The following is a 21906-nucleotide window of genomic DNA, read 5'->3' as shown; positions in this document are numbered from 1 at the left end:
TCACTATACCTAGACGATTCTTCATCCCTCTGTGAACGCTAGAATAAAATTGACAGTTTTTGCTCGATACGATTTTACACTATTGCCAAAAAATCAGAACAGAACTCCGATAGAGTAGTTGAGGCTATTTTATCTGGAGGGAATGGATTTGGAGGAAAAGTTAGTGTTACATATCAAGATTCATCAAATGTATCAGCAAAACATGAAAGTGGCTCAAATCGCACAGCACTAAAAATATCGAGACCGACGGTATATAAGTACCTGAAGATGACATATGAAGATGCCCTACATGAATTTGACGAGAAAGCCTGTTCACGAAAGAAGAAGCTCGATGCCTACCGAGACTGGATCATTGCATGGTTGGAGGAGTATCTGCATTTGAGCAGCGCACAAGTACATGACTGGTTACTTGAAAGATATCCCGACCTGTCGGTCGGATCGAGCACGGTCAGGACATACGTGAATGAAATCCGAGAAATCTATCAGATCGAAAAGAAAAGGGTCGTCCGCCATTACGAGGCCATCCCAGAACAACCGATGGGCAAGCAAATACAGGTGGACTGGGGTGAGACCAGACAACGGACTAAAGATGGAAAAATGATAAAGCTTTATTTCATCGCGTTCTTACTTACGCACTCTCGGATGAAATATGCCGAATGGAGAGAACGACCGTTCACCACCAAGGACACCATTCACTGCCACGAAAATGCGTTCCAATTTTATGGTGGGCGCCCTTCTGAAATCGTCTACGACCAGGATCACCTCATCGCAATCAACGAGAACGCAGGTGACGTCCTATTGACCAATGAGTTTCAAGCCTACGTGAACGAACGGAAGTTCAAGATTCATTTATGTCGCAGGGCCGACCCGGAGTCGAAGGGTATGATCGAGAACGTCGTGAAGTACATCAAACGGAACTTCGCGGACAGCCGAGTGTACCGGCATATCGAGGATTGGAACCACCGTTCCATGAGATGGTTGGAGAGGACTGGAAATCATAACGTCCATCAGACAACGAAAAAAAGACCAGCTGAAGTGTTCTCCGTCGAAAAACAACACTTACAACCGGTCTTATCGCTACTCTCTTTCGAAAGTATCCGTACCGAAAGTATAGCAAGGAACGTCAGAAAGGACAACACAATCCGTTATCGCTCAAACCGTTACACCGTCCCAATCGGGACCTACTCATCGGTCAAGAAGAAGGTGGTGTTCCTCGAGGTGACCGAACAGGAACGGTTATTGATTCGCGAATCTCCCGAGGGAGAAGTGATCGCAGACCACCGGGTCAGCAAAGAGAGCGGAAAACTGATTCAAAGCCGTGACCACCTTCGGGATCGTTCCAAAGGAATCGAAGAACTGAAGCAACAGGTCCTCACCTATTTCGAGGACAGAGGGGCGGCGTCCGATTATCTGGGTAGCTCTCAAAGCGTTACCCGAGATACCGACGTGACCAGTTCAACATCATTAGGGACGTCGCGACCATGTATCCTAATCACTTAACGATAGCACTGGAAAAGTGTTCGCAAGAGAGTCTGTTCAGCGCCAACGATTTCCGGGACGTGGTCCACTATCTCGCGATCCTCGCGGACGATGGGTGTGATACAAAACCCGATACCGAACGTCCGAAGAAATCCGGGATACAGGTCGCAACGAGGCCGATCCAAGCCTACACCGACATCCTGAAAGGGGTGACGGCAAAATGAGTCAAAGCGTTTCCGAGTTACAACAGGACTTTCGGCAGCTTCGTCTCGCCGAGACGGCTGACGCCCTCCCACAGATTTTGAGAGAGGCCGAAATGGCCTCCTGGACGTATATCGAATTTCTAAGTGCCATCACGAACCATGAACGCGCAAAACGAGACGCTAAAAGTTTGGAAAGACGAATGAAGTGGGCCCGATTCCCGTTCATCAAATCCCTCTCGGAGTTCAATTTAGTGGAACAGACCGCACTAACCGCCCGACAGCTGAAGCAGTTGAAACAACTCAACTGGCTCGAACAACAGTACAACCTGATCCTCTTGGGCCCTCCGGGCGTCGGAAAGACGTTTTTGGCTGTGGGGCTGGGAATCGAGGCGGTCAACCACGGGTTCAAGGTATACTTCGTCACGATGGGCGAACTCGTCCAACTATTAAAAAGTGAAGAGTTCTCAAGCAAGTCGAAGATCCAGTTAAAAAGGTTGCGAGATTCGGACCTGGTCATCATCGATGACCTGATGTACATGGCGATGGGCCAACGAGAAGCCAATCTCTTCTTCCATCTCGTCAACCACCTTTATGAGCGCAGCTCGATCATCCTGACCTCGAACAAAAGCCCCGATCAATGGGGCGAATTGATCGGGGACCAGGGCATCACGACTGCGATACTGGACCGCTTACTCCATCGCGTCGAAATCATACATAGTGATGACGACAGTCATCGGATGAGGAACCGAGAATCATTGTTTTCGGCAGAAGTGTAAAAGGCAAACGAGCAAAAAGTGTCAAAATCAACTTGACGTCTACACCCTCGCATATGACCACCCAGAAACATATCTCCACTAAAATCCTTTCTGAACAAACCCTATCCGCTTATAATGACAAAGGTCTACCTATTGTCGTTCTAAGGTTTGGTGCCATCTGTGCAGAAACGAATTCTTATGGGGTGGCGATCACATTAAACGCATGCTGAACTTCGACAATGTGACATGGGTTCACCTTGATGACTCCGTTCCTTAGGTCCATACCGATAATTTATTAGAAATGATTTACATAGTTTTATTACAAGGCATAGACGGAGAAGTCTACCACGCCATAAAACAGAATGTAGACAATCGCAATTCCCGTGTAAGATTAGCCATTGCCGCAAAAAAAGAAAATCATTGCTCCCAATTATCAAGTAAAAAGTGACCTATACATTCGATAAGATTCAAGCAATTGGATATAGACCGCGTAAAACATGCAAGCAGACGGTGGGAAAACTTCAAAAAAATCGGGAGAAGAATAAGGGTATGGTCTCATTTTTGAACACAAAAACACCATTCGCCCGATTAGTCAGGCTATTGACAAACCAAATCGCCCTTTGCGATTTGAACCGCTCCCCGTCAAGTAGACAGGGCAAATAATGAAAACCAATCTAAACGGCTTGAGACCTGTATTCGACAGGGCTCAAGCCGTTTAGTCGTTTCTAGAGTAGACCATGGTTGTAGAACGATATGTAGGTCTCGATGGCCGACGTGAGTTCGCTATAGACCTGGAACTCACGCAAGTAGTACATCTCGACTTTCAAAGTGCCCCAAAAACTCTCGATCGGGGCGTTGTCGAGACAACGACCAACTCAGGACATGTTGCCGATTAGTCCTGCGTCTTTCACCATACGTTTGAACCCTCTCGAGGTATATTGGAGCCCTCGGTCACTATGGATCATCGGACGCGCTCCTGGACGGAGCCCCGCGATGGCTGGCATCATCGTCTGGAAGACGATCCCGTTGTTGTTGGACCTTCCGATACGATAGGCGACGATCGATCCGTCGTACAGGTCGATGATCGCGCTCAGATACGCCTTCTTCCCGGTACCATATTTGAACTCGGTGACGTCGGTGCACCATTTCTCGTCCGGCCGAGACGCACCGAATTCTCGGTTCATCAGGTTCTCGGCCACATGCTGTGGCATCGACTTCTTATGTCTCTTCCGCTTCCCGCGGATGATCGATTGGATCCCATGGATATGCATCAGGCGATAGACTTGCTTTTCATTGAACGTGGACAGACCTTGTTGCCTGCGTAGCCGATTGATTGTCATCGTGACCCGACGGTAGCCGTATGTACGGTTCGCCTGGTCATAGAGTAGACGAATGTCCTCCAGGAGCTTCTCGTTCTCTTCTTGACGCACCGATACGGTGCGGTTCAACCATTTGTAATAGGCCGCACGTGAGATGCCAGCTGGGAAACCTGGGTCTATCAAGGATTGGCGGTTCTAATAGTGGGTTGCCCGTGTGCCTTAGTCATTTCGACGCCGATTTCGATTGTTTCCGCCATCGGTAATGCTGCCAAAAAAGGGGTCTTGATTAAAGGCGGCGTATACCTGGAAGAAATGGGCGCGCTGAAAGCTATTGCATTTGACAAAACCGGTACCCTGACCAAAGGTGTACCTGTCGTCACAGACTTTAAAATCACGAACAAGCAGGTAAACGAGAGAGAACTGCTTTCTATCGTGACGGCATTGGAATATCGTTCTCAGCATCCGTTGGCCTCTGCCATCATGAAAAAAGCGGACGAGGAAAACATACCTTACACCTCTATCAGAGTTGAGGACTTCTCTTCCATCACAGGAAAAGGCATTAAAGGAACGATAGACGGCACCACCTACTTTATCGGAAGCCCGCTTCTCTTTAACGAGCTAGGTGTTGAAAGTATTGATAATAATCTGGACCAAACCGTAACGGCTCTGCAACAGCAAGGTAAGACTTCGATGATTATCGGAACGAAACAAAGCATATTGGCGGTTATCGCCGTAGCCGACGAAGTCCGGGAATCCAGCAAAGAAATCATCCGGAAACTACATGATATGGGTATTAAAAAGACAATTATGCTGACGGGTGACAACAAAGGGACAGGCAAAGCTATCGGCCAGCAAGTTGGCGTCAACGAAATCCAGGCAGAATTGATGCCAGAGGATAAATTAAATGTCATTAAACGCTTGCGAGCTGAGTACGACAATGTCGCGATGGTCGGGGACGGCGTAAATGACGCTCCGGCACTCGCTGCCTCTACTGTTGGAATTGCCATGGGTGGTGCTGGAACGGATACCGCTTTGGAAACAGCAGATGTCGCCCTGATGGGCGACGATTTGAGCAAACTACCGTTTACGATAAAATTGAGCCGAAAATCCCTAAATATTATCAAAGTGAACATCGCGTTCGCTATCAGTATCAAAGCGATTGCATTACTCTTGGTCATCCCGGGCTGGCTCACCCTATGGATAGCTATTATGTCCGATATGGGGGCAACTCTTCTGGTAGCACTGAACAGTTTAAGACTGATGAATGTCAAAGAATAAAAAAACAAAAATATTCATTTTTATATCCTCGAATTTGTACTGGGTATGATAAAAATAAATGATCTCTGTTTTTTAAGACGGCTTTAAGATGACTTCGGTATTGTTCCCGAGTCATCTTTTTAGGTTTCATTGTCAACTTTTTTATCATCAGACAGTTTTAATCGAGGCCGAACCTTATTCATTGACCGGAATATTCTCCGAAGTATGGAAAGAAAATCCGGTCGATAGGTCTACTAAACTATGACAATTAAATCTAAATATTTGAACGTTCGTTTTGGAATCATTCATTCATTCGAATACATCCTATTTTAAGAGACGAAATTTCGATAGTGTTCAAAAAAAAAACGAATGAGGGGGTTTCTAAATATACCCTCATTCGATATTCAGTTTCCTTGCACGTAGAAAAGTATTTATTGGTATCAGACGGTATGAAGTATAGAATTTTTACTCATATGTCGAACCTCAGTGTGGATTTGGTGCAAGGATGACTTATTTCTTTAGTTGTGTTTTTTTGATTCTAACTCTATTGTAGAATGTTTAATATCTAGTTTTGAAGTCACTTCTTTGACTTTTTGTTTAACAATAGTTGAATCCTTTAGATTCATCTCTTCTACTATTAAGTGTAAATTCATGGCGTTATCTTCGCCATCAATTGACCAGACATATAGGTTTTGAACAGAAATCACTTCTTCAATACCTTCAATCTTTTGCTTCACCTCATCGATGTCAATACCATCAGGGACAGCACCTAAAAGTATTTTCATTGTTTTAACTAAATTACGAAACACATTCACTAATATAAACAACGCAATAGCAATTGATAGGATGGGGTCAAGTATATGTATATCCTTGAAGAGTAAAACTATCCCTACTACAAGAACGGCAATCCAACCTAAAACATCTTCTAAAAGGTGCCAAGATAGTACTCCCTCATTTACTGATTTTCCTTTGTGTAGACGGAATGCCGCAAAACCATTTAAAAGCACACCAAAAATTGCAAACCAAATCATTCCTTGTGCATTAGAATGCTCCGGTTCAAACAGTAGAGGAATTGCTTGAGTAAAAATATATACAGATCCAATTATTAATATTGTCGCATTTATTAATGCTCCTAAAAGGGAAAAACGATTATATCCAAAAGTGAAGTTATGATCGGGTTTTTTGTTCGAAAATTTTTGTAAGAACCAGGACAGGCCCAATGCAAGAGCATCACCTAAATCGTGAATGGCGTCCGACATGATTGCAACACTATTAATCAAAAATCCCCCGATAAATTCACCAATCGAGAAAACAAGATTAATTATAAATGCTAGTTTGATATTTTTTGATGCCTTATCAGTACTCGCCATTGTTCGATCTCTCCTCACTTGGTAGTCCATCCTTAAAAAGGTTAGTTGTTAGAATAATACTGGTCTCTAGCGTTCTGCAATATAATAAATTTCTTTGCCTATTGATTGTAAACAACGCATACTTGAGAACTTAAGCGCAGTTCTTAATATTTTAATAAACAATCGAAGGACGTAATTTTTGAAAGCGAAATTAAATACATGTATCTAATTTGTTAGAACCATTTAGGCACTAATTTTATATATAAGACTTCTCCGAACAATTCGGTAACGGTCTGTAAAATGATCACTACAGCTACTTGTGTTGATAGGGGCTCTGGTAATATAGATGCTAATGGAAGAACTACAAGTGAATTCCTTGTTCCCATACTAAATGTAATTGCTCTTCTTGAAGCAATATCTAGTTTGAACAACTTACCAAGGGACTTTGACACCCATGGTATGATAAGTAGAAATAAAATATAAACTGGTATTACATCTATTAATGTCCCGAGGTCACTATACACTTCCCTAATTTGAGAGGCAACTACCACAAAAAGTACAAAAGACATAAATGGAACGGGAATCCATGGCGGCATTTTCATGATACGATTACCTAAAGAACTCTTTTTAGAACACAATTGTGTCATTATCGCTAATAGAAGCGGTATAAAAATCAAAAATAGAAATGCATCTAGAAATGGACCCATCCTAACGATACTAATAGCCTTTTCTCCTAATAATACGAATAAATATATGGGTAAGAGTATCGTCTGTAAAATTAAAAGAATCGGTGTTACTTTTAACAATATTGATTCGTTTCCCTTTCCCATCTTTGTAAAAACAATCACATAGTCGATGCACGGTGTTAACAACACCAAATACACCCCCAGCATTAGTGATGAATCTTGAAGAAATATGATAACCAAAACCTAAACTATTAAAGGAACGGCAACAAAATTTCCTAATAAAAGAGCTACCACAAACCTCATGTTTGTAGCAGATCCATTCGATTTCAGAAACGGAATTTGAACGAACATCCCATACATCAAAACTCCTAAAAGGGGAGAAATAAAAATATCGAGATATACAGCTTCTGTATTCAATAGACCAAAGATTACTGCCAACATCAAAAAAATGATGTATATACTGACTTGGTGGGCTTCCACCTTCTCTAGCACTTGAATTCCGAATTTGCTTTCCTTCTCTATCAAAATCACCCCCAAAATTTTCAGGAAATTTCAGAATGAAATAGATAACTCCACGATTTTAATTGCCAGGGCAAGAGGTTTTATATTTTTTCTTCTAGTATTTTTATTTATCCAACAGTAAAAATACCGACTGAAAGTAAATATAATTAAGGCTCATTATTTACACTTCCGAATATAGTTAGTATCTTGAATATATATCAGTCAAAAAATAAAGTGATAACCATTAAAAAAATAATTATTTTAGCCTAAAGCCACATCTAAAATCATCATGATTGTAAAGCCAAACATTAAACAAACAGAAGCCAAGTCCTTGTTTCCATTTTCTTGAGATCCTGGGACTACCTCCTCCACTACAACAAAAATCATTGCTCCTGCAGCAAAGCTTAGCGCAAACGGAAGTAAAGGCTCCATTATGAGTACTGCTACTACTCCTACCAACGCCGCGAACGGTTCAACCATACCAGATAACTGGCCATAGAAAAAACTTTTACGACGAGATAATCCATCTCGTCTCAATGGCATTGACACAGCAGCACCCTCAGGGAAATTTTGTATGCCGATTCCGATTGCCAGCGCGATAGCTCCCGTGATTGATGATGAAGGGAATCCTGCTGCAACTGCTCCAAATGCAACGCCTATGGCAAGTCCCTCTGGAATATTATGCAATGTTATTGCTAACACCAGTAACGTGCTCCGCTTTCTCTTCTTAGGGTTTATACCCTCAGCCTCATCCATCGGTGAAGTGGGATGCAGATGTGGAATCACTTTATCAACACCTGATAAAAAGAATCCTCCAAGTAAGAAACCGATTGCAGCTGGTAACCACGCCGGAAGAGAATCTTGTTCCGCCATCTCAATTGCAGGTGAGAGTAATGACCAAAAACTAGCGGCAATCATTACTCCTCCAGCAAAACCGAGCATCCCATCCATTAGCTTTTGATTCATTGATTTTGTCATAAACACTAACGCGGCACCAAGCGCCGTCATCCCCCAAGTGAATAAAGTACCCAGCAATGCTTGAGTAAGGGGTTCTAACGAAGAAATATATTCAATCATCTATCAAAACTCCGTTGCCAAAAATCGAGTTTCTATACATGCTCAAAATTAAGTAACTATTATCCAAAATCAGCATTGCTGTCTCCTCCTCTTGATTGTCAATCCTACTCAACAGGTGATTTTTTTAATGTTGATGTACTACTTCCCCTACCTTCAGTTTGCAAAGCAATTCATCGCTGTGAGGATGAGAAAGAGTTTCGAATTGAATCGTAGAGTGTTGAACGTTCAGATGTGCTAAATCGTGTTCAATTTCTTGAAGTAGATTCTCACTGTCATAGATTTGTAAATTACCATCAACGACAACATGACATGAGAGTGCATTCATTCCACTTGTGATACTCCAAAGATGAAAGTCGTGTATACTCCGTACCCCCTCCTTGTTGTGAATGACTTGAAGAACCTTTTCGACATCAACGTTTTGTGGTGCACCTTCCATTAATACGTTCAATCCGGATTTCGTCACGAAATAACCACTTCGTAAAACAAGTCCCGCTACAATGATTCCTGCGAGCGGATCTGCCCAGTTCCATCCAAATGCCATGATAAGAAGCGCTGCCAGTATTGCACCGACTGAACCCAACGTATCGCTTACAACATGTAGATAAGCACCTCGCATATTCAAATTATGTTCTACGTCTGCACCTCTTAACATAATCCATCCAACAAGAAGGTTTATAGCAAGGCCAATACTGCTAACAATTAACATTCCTACGGATGCGACCTCAGGTGGTTGAATAAATCGATTGATGGCCTCATAAAAGATATATATGGAAATCAGTATGAGTGTGACCCCGTTTAAAACAGCTGCTAGAATCTCGAAGCGTCTATATCCGAACGTTTTACGATTGTTCGCTATTTGTTCACCTAATTTAAAGGCAAGTAATGCAATAGCGAGCGAAGCCGCATCACTAAGCATGTGACCTGCGTCCGCTAAAAGTGCTAAGCTATTTGTAAGGTACCCTCCAATCGCCTCTACAACCATGTATGCCGAAATAATAAAGAATGAAATGATCAAAATCTTTTTGTTAGAGGTATGAGAATGATCATGTGCATGATTATGTGCCATAAGATTAACTCTCCTTACTATATTTAGTGGTGTTTCGCATGCTCAATCGCCTGTCTTAGTAAGTTCATGACATGGTGATCATCTTCTGAATAAAATAGAGTAGTTCCTTCTCTTCTAAACTTGACAAGTCGAAGATTTTTTAAAAAACGTAGCTGATGAGACACGTTTGATTGACTTAAGTTAAGAAGATCAGCTATTCCGTTGACCGAATGTTCCTTTGTGCATAGCAGGGTTAATATTTTAATTCTTGTCGGGTCACTAAGTGCCTTGAACGTCTGAGATACAATAAATAGAGTCTCATCGTCAATCTGCGCCCCTATTTCTATTTCATTTTCTGTAGTATCTTCAATCGGTTCATCCATAAGTCAGTACCTCCGCTCATGATAACTATACATGTTCATATGTTCATATATAACTTATTAGACTTTTGCTGTGCCGTCAACACTTAATTTAAAAAACATTTATTCTATCAGCTCTACATACTTGAAGATTTGAGATACTTTCTCTGGTTTTGCGATTATTTCTTATTTTTAGCCATACAAAAACTACCTATTAGAGAGCTAGTTAGATCTCATACTCGATAGGTAGTCACGCTTTTTCAAAAAATCAATATAGTACACTAACGTTTTAAGAAAACGTCAATTGAATTATTTACTGGGTATTGTCTAATCTATTTTCCAACTTCAAAAAGCTTTTCATGTTTTTCTAAATCAAAGCTGTTTTTTAGTAAGCATACCAATTTGATACAATTAGTTCTTCATTTTTCAAATCCAAATCAAAAACTACTGTTTGGTACTGATTCGTCCAAGAATGACTGTAATCAGAAAAAAGGCGGTCAACGCTAAAAACGGAATTGTGATAAAACCCATCCAGTCAATGTACTGTGCATTACAGGAAACTCCTTGTTCACATGGTCTGACTTCCGAAAAGCCGGGCACCTTTTGTACAAGATAGTGGTAAAAAGAGATACAGAATCCGATTATTGATAAAGGGAGAACATAAAATTTGATTGAGCTATCTTCTCTGAAAACTGCAATTGCAAGAATCAAAGCTATTGGGTACATAAAGATACGTTGAATCCAACAGAGTTCACAAGGTATAAAACCACGAATTTCGCTAAAATATAGACTTCCAAGTACTGCAGTAATTGAAACAACCCAGGCGAGGTACAGTCCATATCGGTTTATTACTGAAGCGCTCATTGGGTTAGCTCCTTTTCAATTTGTTTTTTTATAGAGGTATAGTCGAATGGATTTTCAAGGATGACCCCATTAACTGCAATCGTCGGGGTCAGTGTAACATTGTATTTTTCTACGAGCGCCGCATCCATTTTAACTGATTCTAATCTAGAAGAACGACTTGATAGGTCTTCTCTAAATTTATTTAAATCTAGAGAAGGGACAGTCTTCGTCGCAATCTCTTCCATTTTCTCCACCGTAACCCATGGATTATCGTGTATTTGCACGTCAGGTTGAGCTTCATAAATAGCTTTGTGAAATTGCCAAAATGATTCTGGGTGATTTTTGTAAACAGATTCTGATGCAAGGGCAGCTAAAGTGGACTCATCTCCGTGAAACAAAACATTAATGTAACTAAAGGAAGCTTTCCCACTTTCAATGTAATCTTTTACAAGTTGAGGATAGATTGTTTCACCCCACTCTTTACACGAAGGGCATTTATAGTCTCCGAATTCTACAATTGATATCGGCGCTTCCTTTTTACCTATTGTAGGTTGATTATTAACTGATATCTTTTCATCTTGAACAATTTTAGTCTTTGATTTTTCGGAACTTTGATCATTTAAAAATAAAAAAGCTAAGACTGCAATTACTAATACGGATGTAAAAATAGTCAATAGTTGATTAGTTTTCAAAACAATTCACCTCTTTTATAAATTCGTTATTTCTTTTATCAGAATTATAGCTAAAAATACTAGAGTATCCTTAGTTTTTCAACATTGAATCCATGGACTTCTAAAAACGAAATCTATGAGTCAAACAAGTTACATTCTAACACATTCATGCAACTAAACTTTTATGCAGATGAAAGGAGGGCCAATTTATTTCTTAAAATACGTCTATTCCCCTTAATAATAGTGCATTTTAAAACAGGGCAAGAAAACTTTTAACTGTAGATAGACGAAAGCCAATAATCGTTGCATAGAATGACTAATATTTAAAGGATAAGTACCATACAGATAGTAAAAAACCATTCATGGGTCTTTACAACCAAAAAAACTACATATGAGGAGTCTATTATGAAGTCTAAACATAAATTTCGAATAAGCTTAGTAATTTCCTTGGCTTTATTAACTTCTTTTTTCTATCCCTTTAAGCTTTTAACTAGTGTTAACGTCCTAAACGTCGTACATGCAGAGGAATCTCTATTCATAACAACTGAAAATTTGAATTTGCGTTCCTCGTTCTCTTCAAAAAGCAAAGTCCTTTTGACGATTCCAAAAGGAAAAACCATTAAGAAGATAGGTGTATATGGAGAAGATAAATCCTGGTTTAAAGTTTCATTTAATTCAAAAATCGGTTATGTCTCAACGAAGTACGTGACGCCAAAACCTATACCTAAAAATTCAGTCAGTTCAATAAACACAATATATAAAACTAAAACTTCACTAAATCTGCGTAAGGGCCCATCTGTCAAATCACCCGTTTTAATGACTATCCCAAAGTCCAGCCCACTAATGTACCATGCTGCCTCAGGCCCTTGGTATAAAGTATCATACAATGGGACTCAAGGCTATGTGGCAAGTCAGTATGTAACCATATCGCCCTCGGCTATGAAGTCACGAAGTAAGCAAACGACCGAGATTCGCTCAAGCATGTCTTTAGTGAACTCAAAGGTCCTTATTACGATTCCAGCATCTACTGAAGTGACTGTACTAGGAAAATCGGGCACAACGGGTTCTTGGTTAAAAGTTATGTATAACGGTATTACAGGATTCACACCTGCTCGACATTATATAGTGCAAGTGGCACCGGGGGATTCTTTATCCACTTATCCAACATATATTACTATCGAAAATCTTAATTTACGTAACCAAGCGAGTCGTTACGGATCTATTTTGACAACAATTCCCTCAGGCACTTCGATTTCTGTCATATCGAAAAGCGCCAGTTGGTACAAGGTGCGATATAACAATCAAGTCGGTTACGTATCATCTGGTTTTGTGCAACCATTTACCGGAAAAACTCCTATAAAATCACCGGTGATTCCAGCTAACAAACACGTGATTTTAATTGACGCTGGACACGGTGGGGGAGATGCTGGTGCAGTGACTTCAAACGGTACAGTTCAAGAAAAAGTACTCACCCTAAACATTGCTAATCGTGTGGCCGACGAACTAAAGAAAAACTATGAGCTTTATGAAGTGAAACTAACGCGCTCAAATGATAGATACTTGTCACTTGTTGAGCGGACCAATCTATCAGAAAGGCTTGATGCTGACGCTTTCATAAGCGTCCACATTAATTCTTCACCTTCTTTCGCTACAGGTCATGAAGCACTCGTCCCTACTTCTAGCGCGTACACCACAAATCCATATGCGAACGCTAGCCGCAGATTAGGTGAAGTAATTAATCAAGAAATCGCCATGAACGTTCCAGATTTTAAAAATCGAGGCGTTAAGCGACAAGATGTCTATGTGGTAGGAAGAAACACGGTACCTTCTACTCTCATCGAATATGGCTTTATTGCTAACTCAGTAGATCGCTCCTATATGTCGGGAAGTAACATGATCAAAGCAACCGCCAAAGGAATTGATAAATTTATGAAGAGTTACTACTAAATAAACACCAAACAAATACTAACAAACGATTTGACCACTGAATTTGAGACAAAATGTCCTAAATTCAGTGGTCATCATTCATTTCCTCATCAAAATGGCATTATAAGTATTTCTCTTGATATACTCGAATGACAATAAACTCAAAAGAACAACTGACATAGAAATGAAAAGAAATAGAAATATAGATGGTGAAGTAATATTGATACAATGATTCCGGTTCGAGTTTTAATCATGATACGAATACTTTTATCCAGCAACGCATTTTTTATAATAGAGATAAGTTACGGAGGCAACAACATTGTTTACCATGAAAAAAATTATAGCTTCAACTTTACTTGGTGTTATGTTAGTTCAAAGCGCATCCCCTTCTTACGCTTTAAACTTGACTGAAAAACAAAAAAATATCCAGCAGAAGCAAGCGCAAAATTCTACAGAGCAACGTAAAGCTAATACGTCAATTCAGCAGCGTGAACAAGATATCACACTCGAAGAACAGAAACTGAATGACTTGGAATCCGAGTTACAGGATATTATCAATGAGGTCACCCAGAAGAAGGCTGAAATTCGGACAACCCAAAAGAAAATTGCTCAGATTCAAACTCAAATTAAAGAATTCCAGAAAAAAATGAGCTCTCAAAAGACATTGATGGAAGAACGCATGGTCACGATGCAAAAAAACGGTGGTTCTTCTATAAACTGGGCTGAATTTATTTTTGGTTCAAAAGACTTTGGTGATCTGGTTTCACGCATGATCACCGCAGGGACGATTCAAGAAAATGATCAAGAACTTTTCAAAGAATATCAATCAACAAAAAATAAGCTTCAAATTGCTAAAGCTGAATTGGACACTGAAAAAGATAAGCTTATTAGTCAAAAAGAAGAGCTAGAGAATAGTCAGAAAAAATTGAACGGCAAAATTAAAGTGCGGGCTGCTCAAATAAAAAAATTAGAGGCCGAAAAAATCCAGTTCACATCTAAATTGGTAAGCTTGCAACAAATGGAATCGACGCTTCAAGAACAAGAAAAATCAATTCAAGCAGAGATTGAAGCCCAAAGGCTTGAAGAACAAGCTAAAATTCGTACCAAAGAGGCTGCGCGTAAAGCTGCAGAAGCAAAAAGTGCCGAAAAAAATGAAATCAGCGAGAATAAAGCCTCTCTCGAAAAATCACCAAACTCTGAGAAAGTGGTAAACACTTCAAAGACTACGGATTCACTCGCTTCTCCAACAAGTGGCGGAGTTTTTCAACGTCCAACCTCAGGTATCGTAACCCAAGGATGGGGTCCAGCAGGCGGGGCCAATGGCTACAGCTTCCATAATGCACTAGATACAGCTGGACCAGTAGGAACTCCTATTATGGCTGCTCAAACAGGAACTGTAACTCGAGCAGGCTGGGGTGGACCTTATGGAAATCATGTCATCATTACGCATGTCATAGGCGGTCAAGTTTGGACTACCCTTTATGCTCACATGAGCTCATTGTCCGTTTCCGCCGGACAACGTGTGACCCGAGGACAGAACATCGGTGCGATGGGGAGTACCGGAAATTCGACCGGTTCTCATTTACACTTTGAAGTCCATCGAGGAAACTATTCGTACTCAGCTACAAGTGCAGGGAATACAGTCAACCCATCCCAATTTTTCTGAATTTCAGAGGCGAAATTGTTTAACACTATGTAATTACTTCAGTAAATCACTTAATATTTAGACCACAGAATATTAGATGCCCCGTAAAAGTTGGACCTGATAATCTAATTTTTATGGGGCGATTTTTATGTCCGAAAGCTTTTAAAGTCTCGGTGACCAAACGCTAACTGACTCGCAAGAAAAACTTCAGAAAGTTAGGATGAGCTTTCGTTCGTGCCCCCACCCCCCTACGAGTGCCTGGGGAATACAATCTCAGGTGCGACATACACATTCACTATGTAGATATTAAAAACGATATGGATGGGTAGACAATCTTTAATCGATTCAATCTTGAAGTACAGACTCTTCTCTCCTTTGATGACCTTCAACTGGCAATATACGTCGAGACGAACCTTAGGTTACTAAGGCCGTGTCTAACGGTCGATGATAAATTTACGGATATGAAGGTCCAAATTCAAACCTAGGTTGTCGAAGTCACCAGATGATCTATTTCATGATCCAACTTTTTGGATTAAGTTCAATTAATATCTTTTGAACTTAATATATAAAATTGAACTTAATATATAAAATGTACATTTCTTTATTTTTTATATAGAAAAGTAAACCAATCGAGCATACGACGCTCTATAAAGTCTTGAACCTTAAAAGTGACATGGGGTCTATGCTCGATAGCTAATAAGATTGCATGATCAGGTCACTTTTAATGTAATAATCAATACATCACATTTTCGTGTATGTTAATATTAAATCGTTTAAAGGAGAGAAAAAAGATGGCAAGGTTTTTTTCACTGTTGATTGTTTTGTTAGTATTATCTGGTTGTGGAAGTACAGTAAGCAATAATGGACCTGAAGTGATTCCAGAATTAATTGATGTACAATTTAAAACAGATCCTGAAATAGTAAAAGCAAACGAAGTTATTGAACTTATAGCAACTGTTTCTCAAGGAAACGAGAAAGTAGACGATGCGGATAAAGTTGAATTCGAGATATGGAAAGAAGGCCAAGAGGAAAGCCAACACGAAAAAATTGAAGCCAATTATCAACAAGACGGACTGTATGTAATTTCTTATATTTTTGAAGAGCCCGGTAAATACTTTATATATTCACATACGACAGCAAGAAGCTATCATTCTATGCCCAAAAACGAAATATTAGTAAAATAATAAATTTTAATTATTACAATTAATAATATAGACGAGCTAATCCATGATGAAAAAACTCGTTTTTATTGAATCGCGCGACAACATCAACCTTGTGATATATGCTCGAAAAATACCAATTTTATGATATATCCTTTCCGCTCCAATGTCTGATACGTCCATTCCGTCGCTCCACCTTGGAAACTACCATCAGTTGTATGCTTATATGTAGGAATATAAACGCGAGTCAAATAGAGTCACATTGCTCAAACGCATCCTCAAAAACTCGAAGGATGCGTTTTTTGTCCTGCTGAGTATTGCGGATACAGAGAGCCACTAGTGCGGACGACTGAGCGAGTCAATATGAAGAAAAAGGCCATCGACTCATCGATGGCCAAGATCTTAGCTTATCCCTAGCCCGTGGTGTTCCCTCATTGAGGTTTCGCCATCGACCAGGATTTTATAGGAGTCGTGTACGATCCTGTCGAGAATTGCGTCCGCGATTTGGGCCTGTCCTAGATTCGAATGCCACTCCGCGTGGCGTTAGACGCGCCCACGCTCTTGCTTTTGACGTTGCCCTTACGCTCCGTGCCTCCCGTTAGAAAGGGCCAGGAACATAGAGATGCGGCGGTGAGCCAGCAGCTCTTGTTATCGGGCCGTCAGGGGGGCAGCGGTGCGATGAGCGACTTCGCCATAAGGCGTTAGACGCTCACGCATGAGCCCGGATTACCATTCCTTCTCCCATGCCCCGTCTTCAGACACGCCCCAATCCTCGAACCGATACTTGATGAGCCAATGTACATGCATCACCTCATATTCAAATACACCCTTGGATAGCTCCGAGACGACGAAGCTGACGTCTCCATCTGCCACCACCCATGTCCCATATAGATACACTTTCTTGATCGGACGCTCTTCTGCATCCAAGTAAATCAACACCCGGAAGTAAGGCGAGTTCCGTCCTTCATCGAACCGGACGACTTTCTCGACGCAATGTTCCCTGTCGACGACACGTATCCACTCGGGATGTTCCATCAGTTCCGAGAACACGGTCCGGACGAACGGATCCAATCCTTCGAACGCATAGTCATCAAGCAGCCCCTCGTCCATCACGCCTCCCCCTTCCGGTTCTCTATAGAACGATTCCCCGTAAAAAGACAGTTCAGTCCTTGTTCATGAAGCTACAGAAATGAAGACTTTTAAAAATTGTATACACATATACATGTATACAATCATTCCTTTTTCTTATGTACGACGATTCCGTCGAATCATATTCGTATTGAAAAAGACGGTGAGGTGGGTCAAGCGTTCCCCTTCCTTCACATCACAAAGAAGATCCATGCTCACAAGTTTTAAGTCGTCAAAATCTTCTTGGAGCCGGTCAGGAAGGCGTCGAAGCAATACCTCCGTCATCTCGTCCATCGTCTGTTGATCTAGTTGGTAGCTGTCCATCTGAATCATCCTCTCCTGTTGATAGTCTCATGATACCTCGCATCTAAGCAGGCAACATCTAGCCTAATTTCACGTAAGCCCTGGTGTTGTTTCAAACAAGCCCTAGGGCTTGTTTAGAAAACATGGTCATTTTCAATAAACAAACCGTATTTTCACTCCTGACATTTCATCAAACAATCTTCTTACGAGACAGTCCAAAACAACGTCCAACCTTCACACACGAACCATCTCGTTTTCGTTATGCGAAAACGACCCTTTTCCGGATCCCGCTCTATGGATCCAGGCGAGAGCAACGCGAGTCGCCCGTCTTCTCAAAGAAAAACGTATGTTTTTCGTCCTTGCCCTTACCGGACGGACCGGGACCGGTCCCCCGGCCCCACTCCATTCCATTCAACCCATGTAACCTCGCTGTTTCATGCTGACATATGATTCGTCCGCACCGAGGATGAGATGGTCGAGCACTGGGATGCCGATGAGGTCTCCTGCCTCATGCAACCGTTCTGAGACGAGGATATCCTCCCGGCTCGGGCTCGGGTCCCCGCTCGGATGTTGGTGACAGGCGATGATGCACGAGGCATTGTTCAAGATGGCGCATTTGAAGATTTCTCTCGGATGGACGACACTCGAATTGACGCTCCCGACGTGCGCCCGATGGACGCCGATGACCCGATTCTTCGTGTTGAGCATGATGACGAGGAACACTTCACGGTCATCGTCCCCGATGAAGGATGCCCCGATTTGTCGGGCATTGTCGGGTGATTGGATGACGGCGTGCTCGAGGGCGACCATTTCTTCTCGAACCTCTTGTTTGATACGGATGACCTCGATGATTGACGATAGTTCCATGATGGTTTGTCCCCTTTCGGATAAGCTGTCCTCAGAACGAACACCGTTGTGCGTCCTGTTGACGGGAACGCAGCGAGCGTCGGGAGACGGTGCAAGGGCGACCGCAGGGAGAGCCTCAAAAAAATGCGTAGAGCAAACGGAGGACCAGGCTTCCGTAGCCAACGAGCGAAAAGCCTTGCTTTGAGCCAAAAGCGAAGGAAGACGGGCCGGAGGGCGCGTCATTTTTTTGACGTCCCTTGCACCGACGACCAGCGAGCTAGAGTACGGAAACAGGACGCACGGATCAACCAATCACGAAAAAGGCTGTTCAAACGAGATAAACTGGGTATAAAATAAGAACAAATGTTCGTTTATGTGAAAGGAGAATTGTGATGACGATGTATCGCGATCGGGGTGAGCTGAAATGGATCCCGTTCCTCATGCCCGAACACAGAGCCTTGCTAACGAAGTATTACAAGGAGATTCAAAAGATTGAGATGCCAGATGTCGATGAACAGGTCTTATCGGTTTATGAAAATGTGCTGAATGACGCAATTTTCAGTGGGGATATGGTCGAGGTGAAATATGTGGCGGAGCGGGAGATGAAACGGTTCAAGGGGTTCGTGCACCGAACGAACTATTTGGAGCGGACCGTCGAACTGGCCAATCAGCGGGACGGGGTCATCCATGTGCCGTTCGAGGCTATCATTCACGTGGAACGGTCGATGGACTAACGCCCTGACGGTTGTTTGAAGTCTGCGTCACGAAACGAAGTTTCGCTCCTCGGCTTTTTAAACTTCTAAATAATTAATCTCTGAATTGTAATTGACGTCTCGAAACTTGTGTTCAAACTTTTATCTGATGAAAATCAGCGATTTCACAAAAAAAGTTGTCTTTGGAAGATATACAGAAAATATTTATTAAGGTTTCAGTAGCCAATTGCTGTAAACTATTGATGTAATTATCTGTTATCCCAAGGAGGAGCAGGGTCTATGAAACCGAAGCATGCTATGACTGAAGAAGATATCAAAAATAAATTTATAACTCCTGCCATTGTAGAATCTGGCTGGGACATGAAGTCTCAAATCTATTTCGAACATTACTTTACTGATGGGCGTGTAATTGTCCGCGGTAATTTGACAGCTAGAGCTGAAGGAAAGCGTGCAGACTATCTGCTAATGCATAAAAGTAACTATCCTCTGGCTATTATCGAGGCTAAAGATAACAATCATCCAGTAGGTGGCGGGATGCAGCAAGCTATCGATTACGCGGAAATCTTGGATATCCCTTATGCTTACAGTTCGAACGGGGACGCATTCGTTGAACACAATCGCTTAACAGGTGCAGAGCGGACGATCTCGTTGTCAGAATTCCCTTCTCACGATGAACTGTGGTCTCGCTATCAACAAGATGCCGGTTTAAGTACCGAGCAACAACAGTTGATTGATGAGCCCTATTACTACCAACTCGGTGATAAAACACCGCGGTACTATCAACGTGTCGCAATCAACCGCACACTTGATGCAATAGCCCAAGGCCAGAATCGTATCATGCTCGTTATGGCGACAGGGACAGGAAAAACCTACACAGCCTTCCAAATTATCTATCGTCTCTGGAAAGCTGGTATAAAGAAACGGATTCTCTTCTTAGCTGATCGCAATATCTTGGTTGATCAAACCATGATCAACGATTTCAAACCGTTTGAAAAAGTAATGACAAAAGTAGAAAATCGTGTTCTCGACAGTTCTTATGAAGTTTATACAGCTCTTTATCAACAATTAGCCGGTGAAGATGGAATGGAGCCTTTCCGACAATTCGAGCCTGACTTTTTCGATTTAGTCATCATCGATGAGGCTCATCGTGGGTCAGCTAAAGAAGAAAGCCGTTGGCGTAAAGTGTTAGAATACTTCAGTGGGCCTGATACGACACATATTGGTTTGACTGCTACACCAAAAGAGACAAAAGATACTTCCAACATCACGTATTTTGGTGAACCAATCTATACGTACAGTCTAAAACAAGGAATTGATGATGGATTTCTTGCTCCCTATAAAGTAATTCGAGTCGGATTGGACCGGGATTTAGAAGGTTACCGTCCTGAAAAAGGTAAAGTTGATATGTTCGGAAATGAGATTGAAGATCGAGAGTATAACATTTCCGATTTTGATCGAAACATGATTATTGATGGTCGCACGGAAGAAGTCGCCAAACGAATCACAGAATTCTTAAAAAAGCATGATCGCTATATGAAGACGATTGTTTTCTGCGCAAACATTGACCACGCAGAACGTATGCGTAGCGCATTAGTCAACCTTAACGCTGACCTTGTGCGAGAGAACTCAAAGTACATCATGCGCATTACGGGCGATACGCCTGAAGGGAAGGCTCAGCTCGACAACTTCATCGATCGTTCAAGTCAATACCCGACAATTGTCACCACATCAAAATTACTGACAACAGGTGTCGATGCTAAGACGTGTCGCCTCATCGTACTCGATTCAAATATCAACTCGATGACTGAATTTAAGCAGATTATTGGTCGAGGGACCCGTCTTGATCCCGAATTTGGAAAAGAATACTTCACTATCATGGACTTCCGTAATGTTAGTCGTCTATTTGCTGATCCAGAGTTTGATGGAGACCCTGAAGTCATTTACGAAGTGCCTGAAGATGGTGAGCTACCAGACGAAACAAATGAGCCTGGTGGAACGTCGAATACGAACACTCCTTCTCCTACTGGACTTCCAGGCGGAAACAGTGATGAAGATGACTATTACGCAGCACCCAAAAAATATCGGGTCAACGATGTTGATGTAAAAATCGCTAATGAACGTGTTTATTATTATGATATGGGCGGAAAACTCATCACTGAAAATTTGATTGATTATACGAAGCGCAATATTCGTAGTGAATATGCTACGTTAGAGGAGTTTTTACGTAAATGGAAAAGTGCCGAACAAAAACAATCCCTACTTGATGAATTGAAAAAACACGGTGTTTTATTAGAAGCTTTGTTCGATCAGGAACCGCACTTGAAGGATCTCGATGAGTTTGATTTGATTTGTCACTTAGCTTACGATCAAAAGCCACTGACAAAGGCTGAGCGAGCGAACAACGTGAAAAAACGTGGTTATATCTATCAGTATCAAGATGTGGCTCGTGATGTCCTCGAATTATTGCTTGAAAAGTACCAAAATGAAGGGGTCAAAGAAATTGACGGTACTACCGTTCTTGAACTCCCAGAGTTTCAGCGTTTCGGCAGTTCACTTAAAATCGTTAAGGCTTTTGGTGGAAAAAAAGAGTATTTAAATGCATTAAAACAATTAAAAGATGAAATTTATATTTCCTAGGAGT

Annotated in this window: 15 protein-coding genes and 5 pseudogenes; 8 read left to right on the top strand and 12 right to left on the bottom strand. The window is 41.6% G+C overall.

The genetic code is table 11. The annotated features are described in order from the left end of the window. Window positions 1-163: 163 nt before the first annotated feature. Window positions 164-1703 (top strand): annotated as a pseudogene (gene istA / locus KNO91_RS13505) (IS21 family transposase). Then, window positions 1700-2458 carry an IS21-like element helper ATPase IstB gene (gene istB, locus KNO91_RS13500; protein ID WP_214818381.1) on the top strand — a complete coding sequence of 253 codons (759 nt, stop codon included), beginning with the start codon at window positions 1700-1702 and terminating at the stop codon, window positions 2456-2458. Before istA ends, istB begins: the two are co-directional and overlap by 4 nt. A gap of 704 nt (window positions 2459-3162) precedes the next feature. On the opposite strand, the pseudogene KNO91_RS13495 reads toward istB, so the two are convergent. After that, window positions 3163-3918 (bottom strand): annotated as a pseudogene (locus KNO91_RS13495) (IS3 family transposase); the annotation flags it as partial. Between KNO91_RS13495 and KNO91_RS13490 the strand changes: the two are divergent. Then, window positions 3910-5034, top strand: a pseudogene (locus KNO91_RS13490) (heavy metal translocating P-type ATPase); the annotation flags it as partial. The pseudogenes KNO91_RS13495 and KNO91_RS13490 overlap by 9 nt on opposite strands. Before the next feature lie 497 nt (window positions 5035-5531). On the opposite strand, the gene KNO91_RS13485 reads toward KNO91_RS13490, so the two are convergent. From KNO91_RS13485 to KNO91_RS13455, 7 genes and pseudogenes are all read right to left on the bottom strand, one after another. After that, on the bottom strand, window positions 5532-6383 hold the full coding sequence (locus KNO91_RS13485; protein WP_029336174.1) for a cation diffusion facilitator family transporter: 852 nt from the start codon (window positions 6381-6383) through the stop codon (window positions 5532-5534). 212 nt (window positions 6384-6595) lie between these two features. Beyond that, a pseudogene (locus tag KNO91_RS13480) lies at window positions 6596-7489 on the bottom strand (arsenic resistance protein). Between the two features lie 321 nt (window positions 7490-7810). After that, window positions 7811-8626, bottom strand: a complete 816-nt coding sequence (locus tag KNO91_RS13475; RefSeq protein ID WP_029336175.1) for a ZIP family metal transporter — start codon at window positions 8624-8626, stop codon at window positions 7811-7813. Between the two features lie 124 nt (window positions 8627-8750). Beyond that, window positions 8751-9692 (bottom strand): cation diffusion facilitator family transporter, encoded by a 942-nt coding sequence (locus KNO91_RS13470; RefSeq protein ID WP_029336176.1) that lies wholly within the window; start codon window positions 9690-9692, stop codon window positions 8751-8753. Window positions 9693-9715: 23 nt separating this feature from the next. Next, window positions 9716-10054 (bottom strand): ArsR/SmtB family transcription factor, encoded by a 339-nt coding sequence (locus KNO91_RS13465; RefSeq protein ID WP_029336177.1) that lies wholly within the window; start codon window positions 10052-10054, stop codon window positions 9716-9718. A 420-nt stretch (window positions 10055-10474) separates the two neighbouring features. After that, window positions 10475-10894: a disulfide oxidoreductase gene (locus KNO91_RS13460; RefSeq protein ID WP_029336179.1), complete on the bottom strand. Its 420-nt coding sequence runs from the start codon at window positions 10892-10894 to the stop codon at window positions 10475-10477. After that, window positions 10891-11565, bottom strand: coding sequence for a thioredoxin domain-containing protein (locus KNO91_RS13455; RefSeq protein ID WP_029595508.1), 675 nt, complete (start codon window positions 11563-11565; stop codon window positions 10891-10893). Before KNO91_RS13455 ends, KNO91_RS13460 begins: the two co-directional genes overlap by 4 nt. A gap of 384 nt (window positions 11566-11949) precedes the next feature. Between KNO91_RS13455 and KNO91_RS13450 the strand changes: the two genes are divergently transcribed. The 3 genes from KNO91_RS13450 (at window position 11950) to KNO91_RS13440 (ending at window position 16299) form a co-directional block, all read left to right on the top strand. Further along, window positions 11950-13491: an N-acetylmuramoyl-L-alanine amidase gene (locus KNO91_RS13450; RefSeq protein ID WP_081828362.1), complete on the top strand. Its 1542-nt coding sequence runs from the start codon at window positions 11950-11952 to the stop codon at window positions 13489-13491. A 307-nt stretch (window positions 13492-13798) separates the two neighbouring features. Beyond that, window positions 13799-15136, top strand: coding sequence for a murein hydrolase activator EnvC family protein (locus tag KNO91_RS13445; RefSeq protein ID WP_029336183.1), 1338 nt, complete (start codon window positions 13799-13801; stop codon window positions 15134-15136). Between the two features lie 770 nt (window positions 15137-15906). Further along, the gene (locus KNO91_RS13440) at window positions 15907-16299 is read left to right on the top strand and encodes a FixH family protein (RefSeq protein WP_029336184.1); all 393 of its coding nucleotides are present in this window, start codon (window positions 15907-15909) and stop codon (window positions 16297-16299) included. A 378-nt stretch (window positions 16300-16677) separates the two neighbouring features. Here KNO91_RS13440 and KNO91_RS13435 read toward each other — a convergent pair. The 4 genes and pseudogenes from KNO91_RS13435 to KNO91_RS13420 form a co-directional block, all read right to left on the bottom strand. Then, a pseudogene (locus KNO91_RS13435) lies at window positions 16678-16806 on the bottom strand (ATP-binding protein); the annotation flags it as partial. A 195-nt stretch (window positions 16807-17001) separates the two neighbouring features. Next, window positions 17002-17385, bottom strand: coding sequence for a hypothetical protein (locus tag KNO91_RS13430; protein ID WP_214818380.1), 384 nt, complete (start codon window positions 17383-17385; stop codon window positions 17002-17004). A 135-nt stretch (window positions 17386-17520) separates the two neighbouring features. Beyond that, window positions 17521-17727 (bottom strand): hypothetical protein, encoded by a 207-nt coding sequence (locus KNO91_RS13425; protein ID WP_029596469.1) that lies wholly within the window; start codon window positions 17725-17727, stop codon window positions 17521-17523. 390 nt (window positions 17728-18117) lie between these two features. Then, on the bottom strand, window positions 18118-18573 hold the full coding sequence (locus KNO91_RS13420; protein WP_131486123.1) for a JAB domain-containing protein: 456 nt from the start codon (window positions 18571-18573) through the stop codon (window positions 18118-18120). A gap of 371 nt (window positions 18574-18944) precedes the next feature. Here KNO91_RS13420 and KNO91_RS13415 point away from each other — a divergent pair, with 371 nt between their 5' ends. After that, on the top strand, window positions 18945-19286 hold the full coding sequence (locus KNO91_RS13415; RefSeq protein WP_251126667.1) for a YolD-like family protein: 342 nt from the start codon (window positions 18945-18947) through the stop codon (window positions 19284-19286). Window positions 19287-19544: 258 nt separating this feature from the next. Beyond that, the gene (hsdR, locus tag KNO91_RS13410) at window positions 19545-21902 is read left to right on the top strand and encodes an EcoAI/FtnUII family type I restriction enzme subunit R (RefSeq protein WP_251126666.1); all 2358 of its coding nucleotides are present in this window, start codon (window positions 19545-19547) and stop codon (window positions 21900-21902) included. Window positions 21903-21906 lie beyond the last annotated feature (4 nt).

The sequence above is a fragment of the Exiguobacterium sp. s59 genome, from assembly GCF_018617475.1.
Classification (GTDB): Bacteria; Bacillota; Bacilli; order Exiguobacteriales; family Exiguobacteriaceae; genus Exiguobacterium; species Exiguobacterium aestuarii.
This window is presented reverse-complemented; position numbering and strand designations above follow the sequence as displayed.

Excerpts from the sequence above, each read along its gene's own strand:
- istB (WP_214818381.1), top strand. The coding sequence starts at position 1,700 with ATGAGTCAAAGCGTTTCCGAGTTACAACAGGACTTTCGGCAGCTTCGT.
- KNO91_RS13485 (WP_029336174.1), bottom strand. The coding sequence starts at position 6,383 with ATGGCGAGTACTGATAAGGCATCAAAAAATATCAAACTAGCATTTATA.
- KNO91_RS13475 (WP_029336175.1), bottom strand. The coding sequence starts at position 8,626 with ATGATTGAATATATTTCTTCGTTAGAACCCCTTACTCAAGCATTGCTG.
- KNO91_RS13470 (WP_029336176.1), bottom strand. The coding sequence starts at position 9,692 with ATGGCACATAATCATGCACATGATCATTCTCATACCTCTAACAAAAAG.
- KNO91_RS13465 (WP_029336177.1), bottom strand. The coding sequence starts at position 10,054 with ATGGATGAACCGATTGAAGATACTACAGAAAATGAAATAGAAATAGGG.
- KNO91_RS13460 (WP_029336179.1), bottom strand. The coding sequence starts at position 10,894 with ATGAGCGCTTCAGTAATAAACCGATATGGACTGTACCTCGCCTGGGTT.
- KNO91_RS13450 (WP_081828362.1), top strand. The coding sequence starts at position 11,950 with ATGAAGTCTAAACATAAATTTCGAATAAGCTTAGTAATTTCCTTGGCT.
- KNO91_RS13445 (WP_029336183.1), top strand. The coding sequence starts at position 13,799 with ATGAAAAAAATTATAGCTTCAACTTTACTTGGTGTTATGTTAGTTCAA.
- KNO91_RS13440 (WP_029336184.1), top strand. The coding sequence starts at position 15,907 with ATGGCAAGGTTTTTTTCACTGTTGATTGTTTTGTTAGTATTATCTGGT.
- KNO91_RS13430 (WP_214818380.1), bottom strand. The coding sequence starts at position 17,385 with ATGGACGAGGGGCTGCTTGATGACTATGCGTTCGAAGGATTGGATCCG.
- KNO91_RS13425 (WP_029596469.1), bottom strand. The coding sequence starts at position 17,727 with ATGGACAGCTACCAACTAGATCAACAGACGATGGACGAGATGACGGAG.
- KNO91_RS13420 (WP_131486123.1), bottom strand. The coding sequence starts at position 18,573 with ATGGAACTATCGTCAATCATCGAGGTCATCCGTATCAAACAAGAGGTT.
- KNO91_RS13415 (WP_251126667.1), top strand. The coding sequence starts at position 18,945 with ATGACGATGTATCGCGATCGGGGTGAGCTGAAATGGATCCCGTTCCTC.
- hsdR (WP_251126666.1), top strand. The coding sequence starts at position 19,545 with ATGAAACCGAAGCATGCTATGACTGAAGAAGATATCAAAAATAAATTT.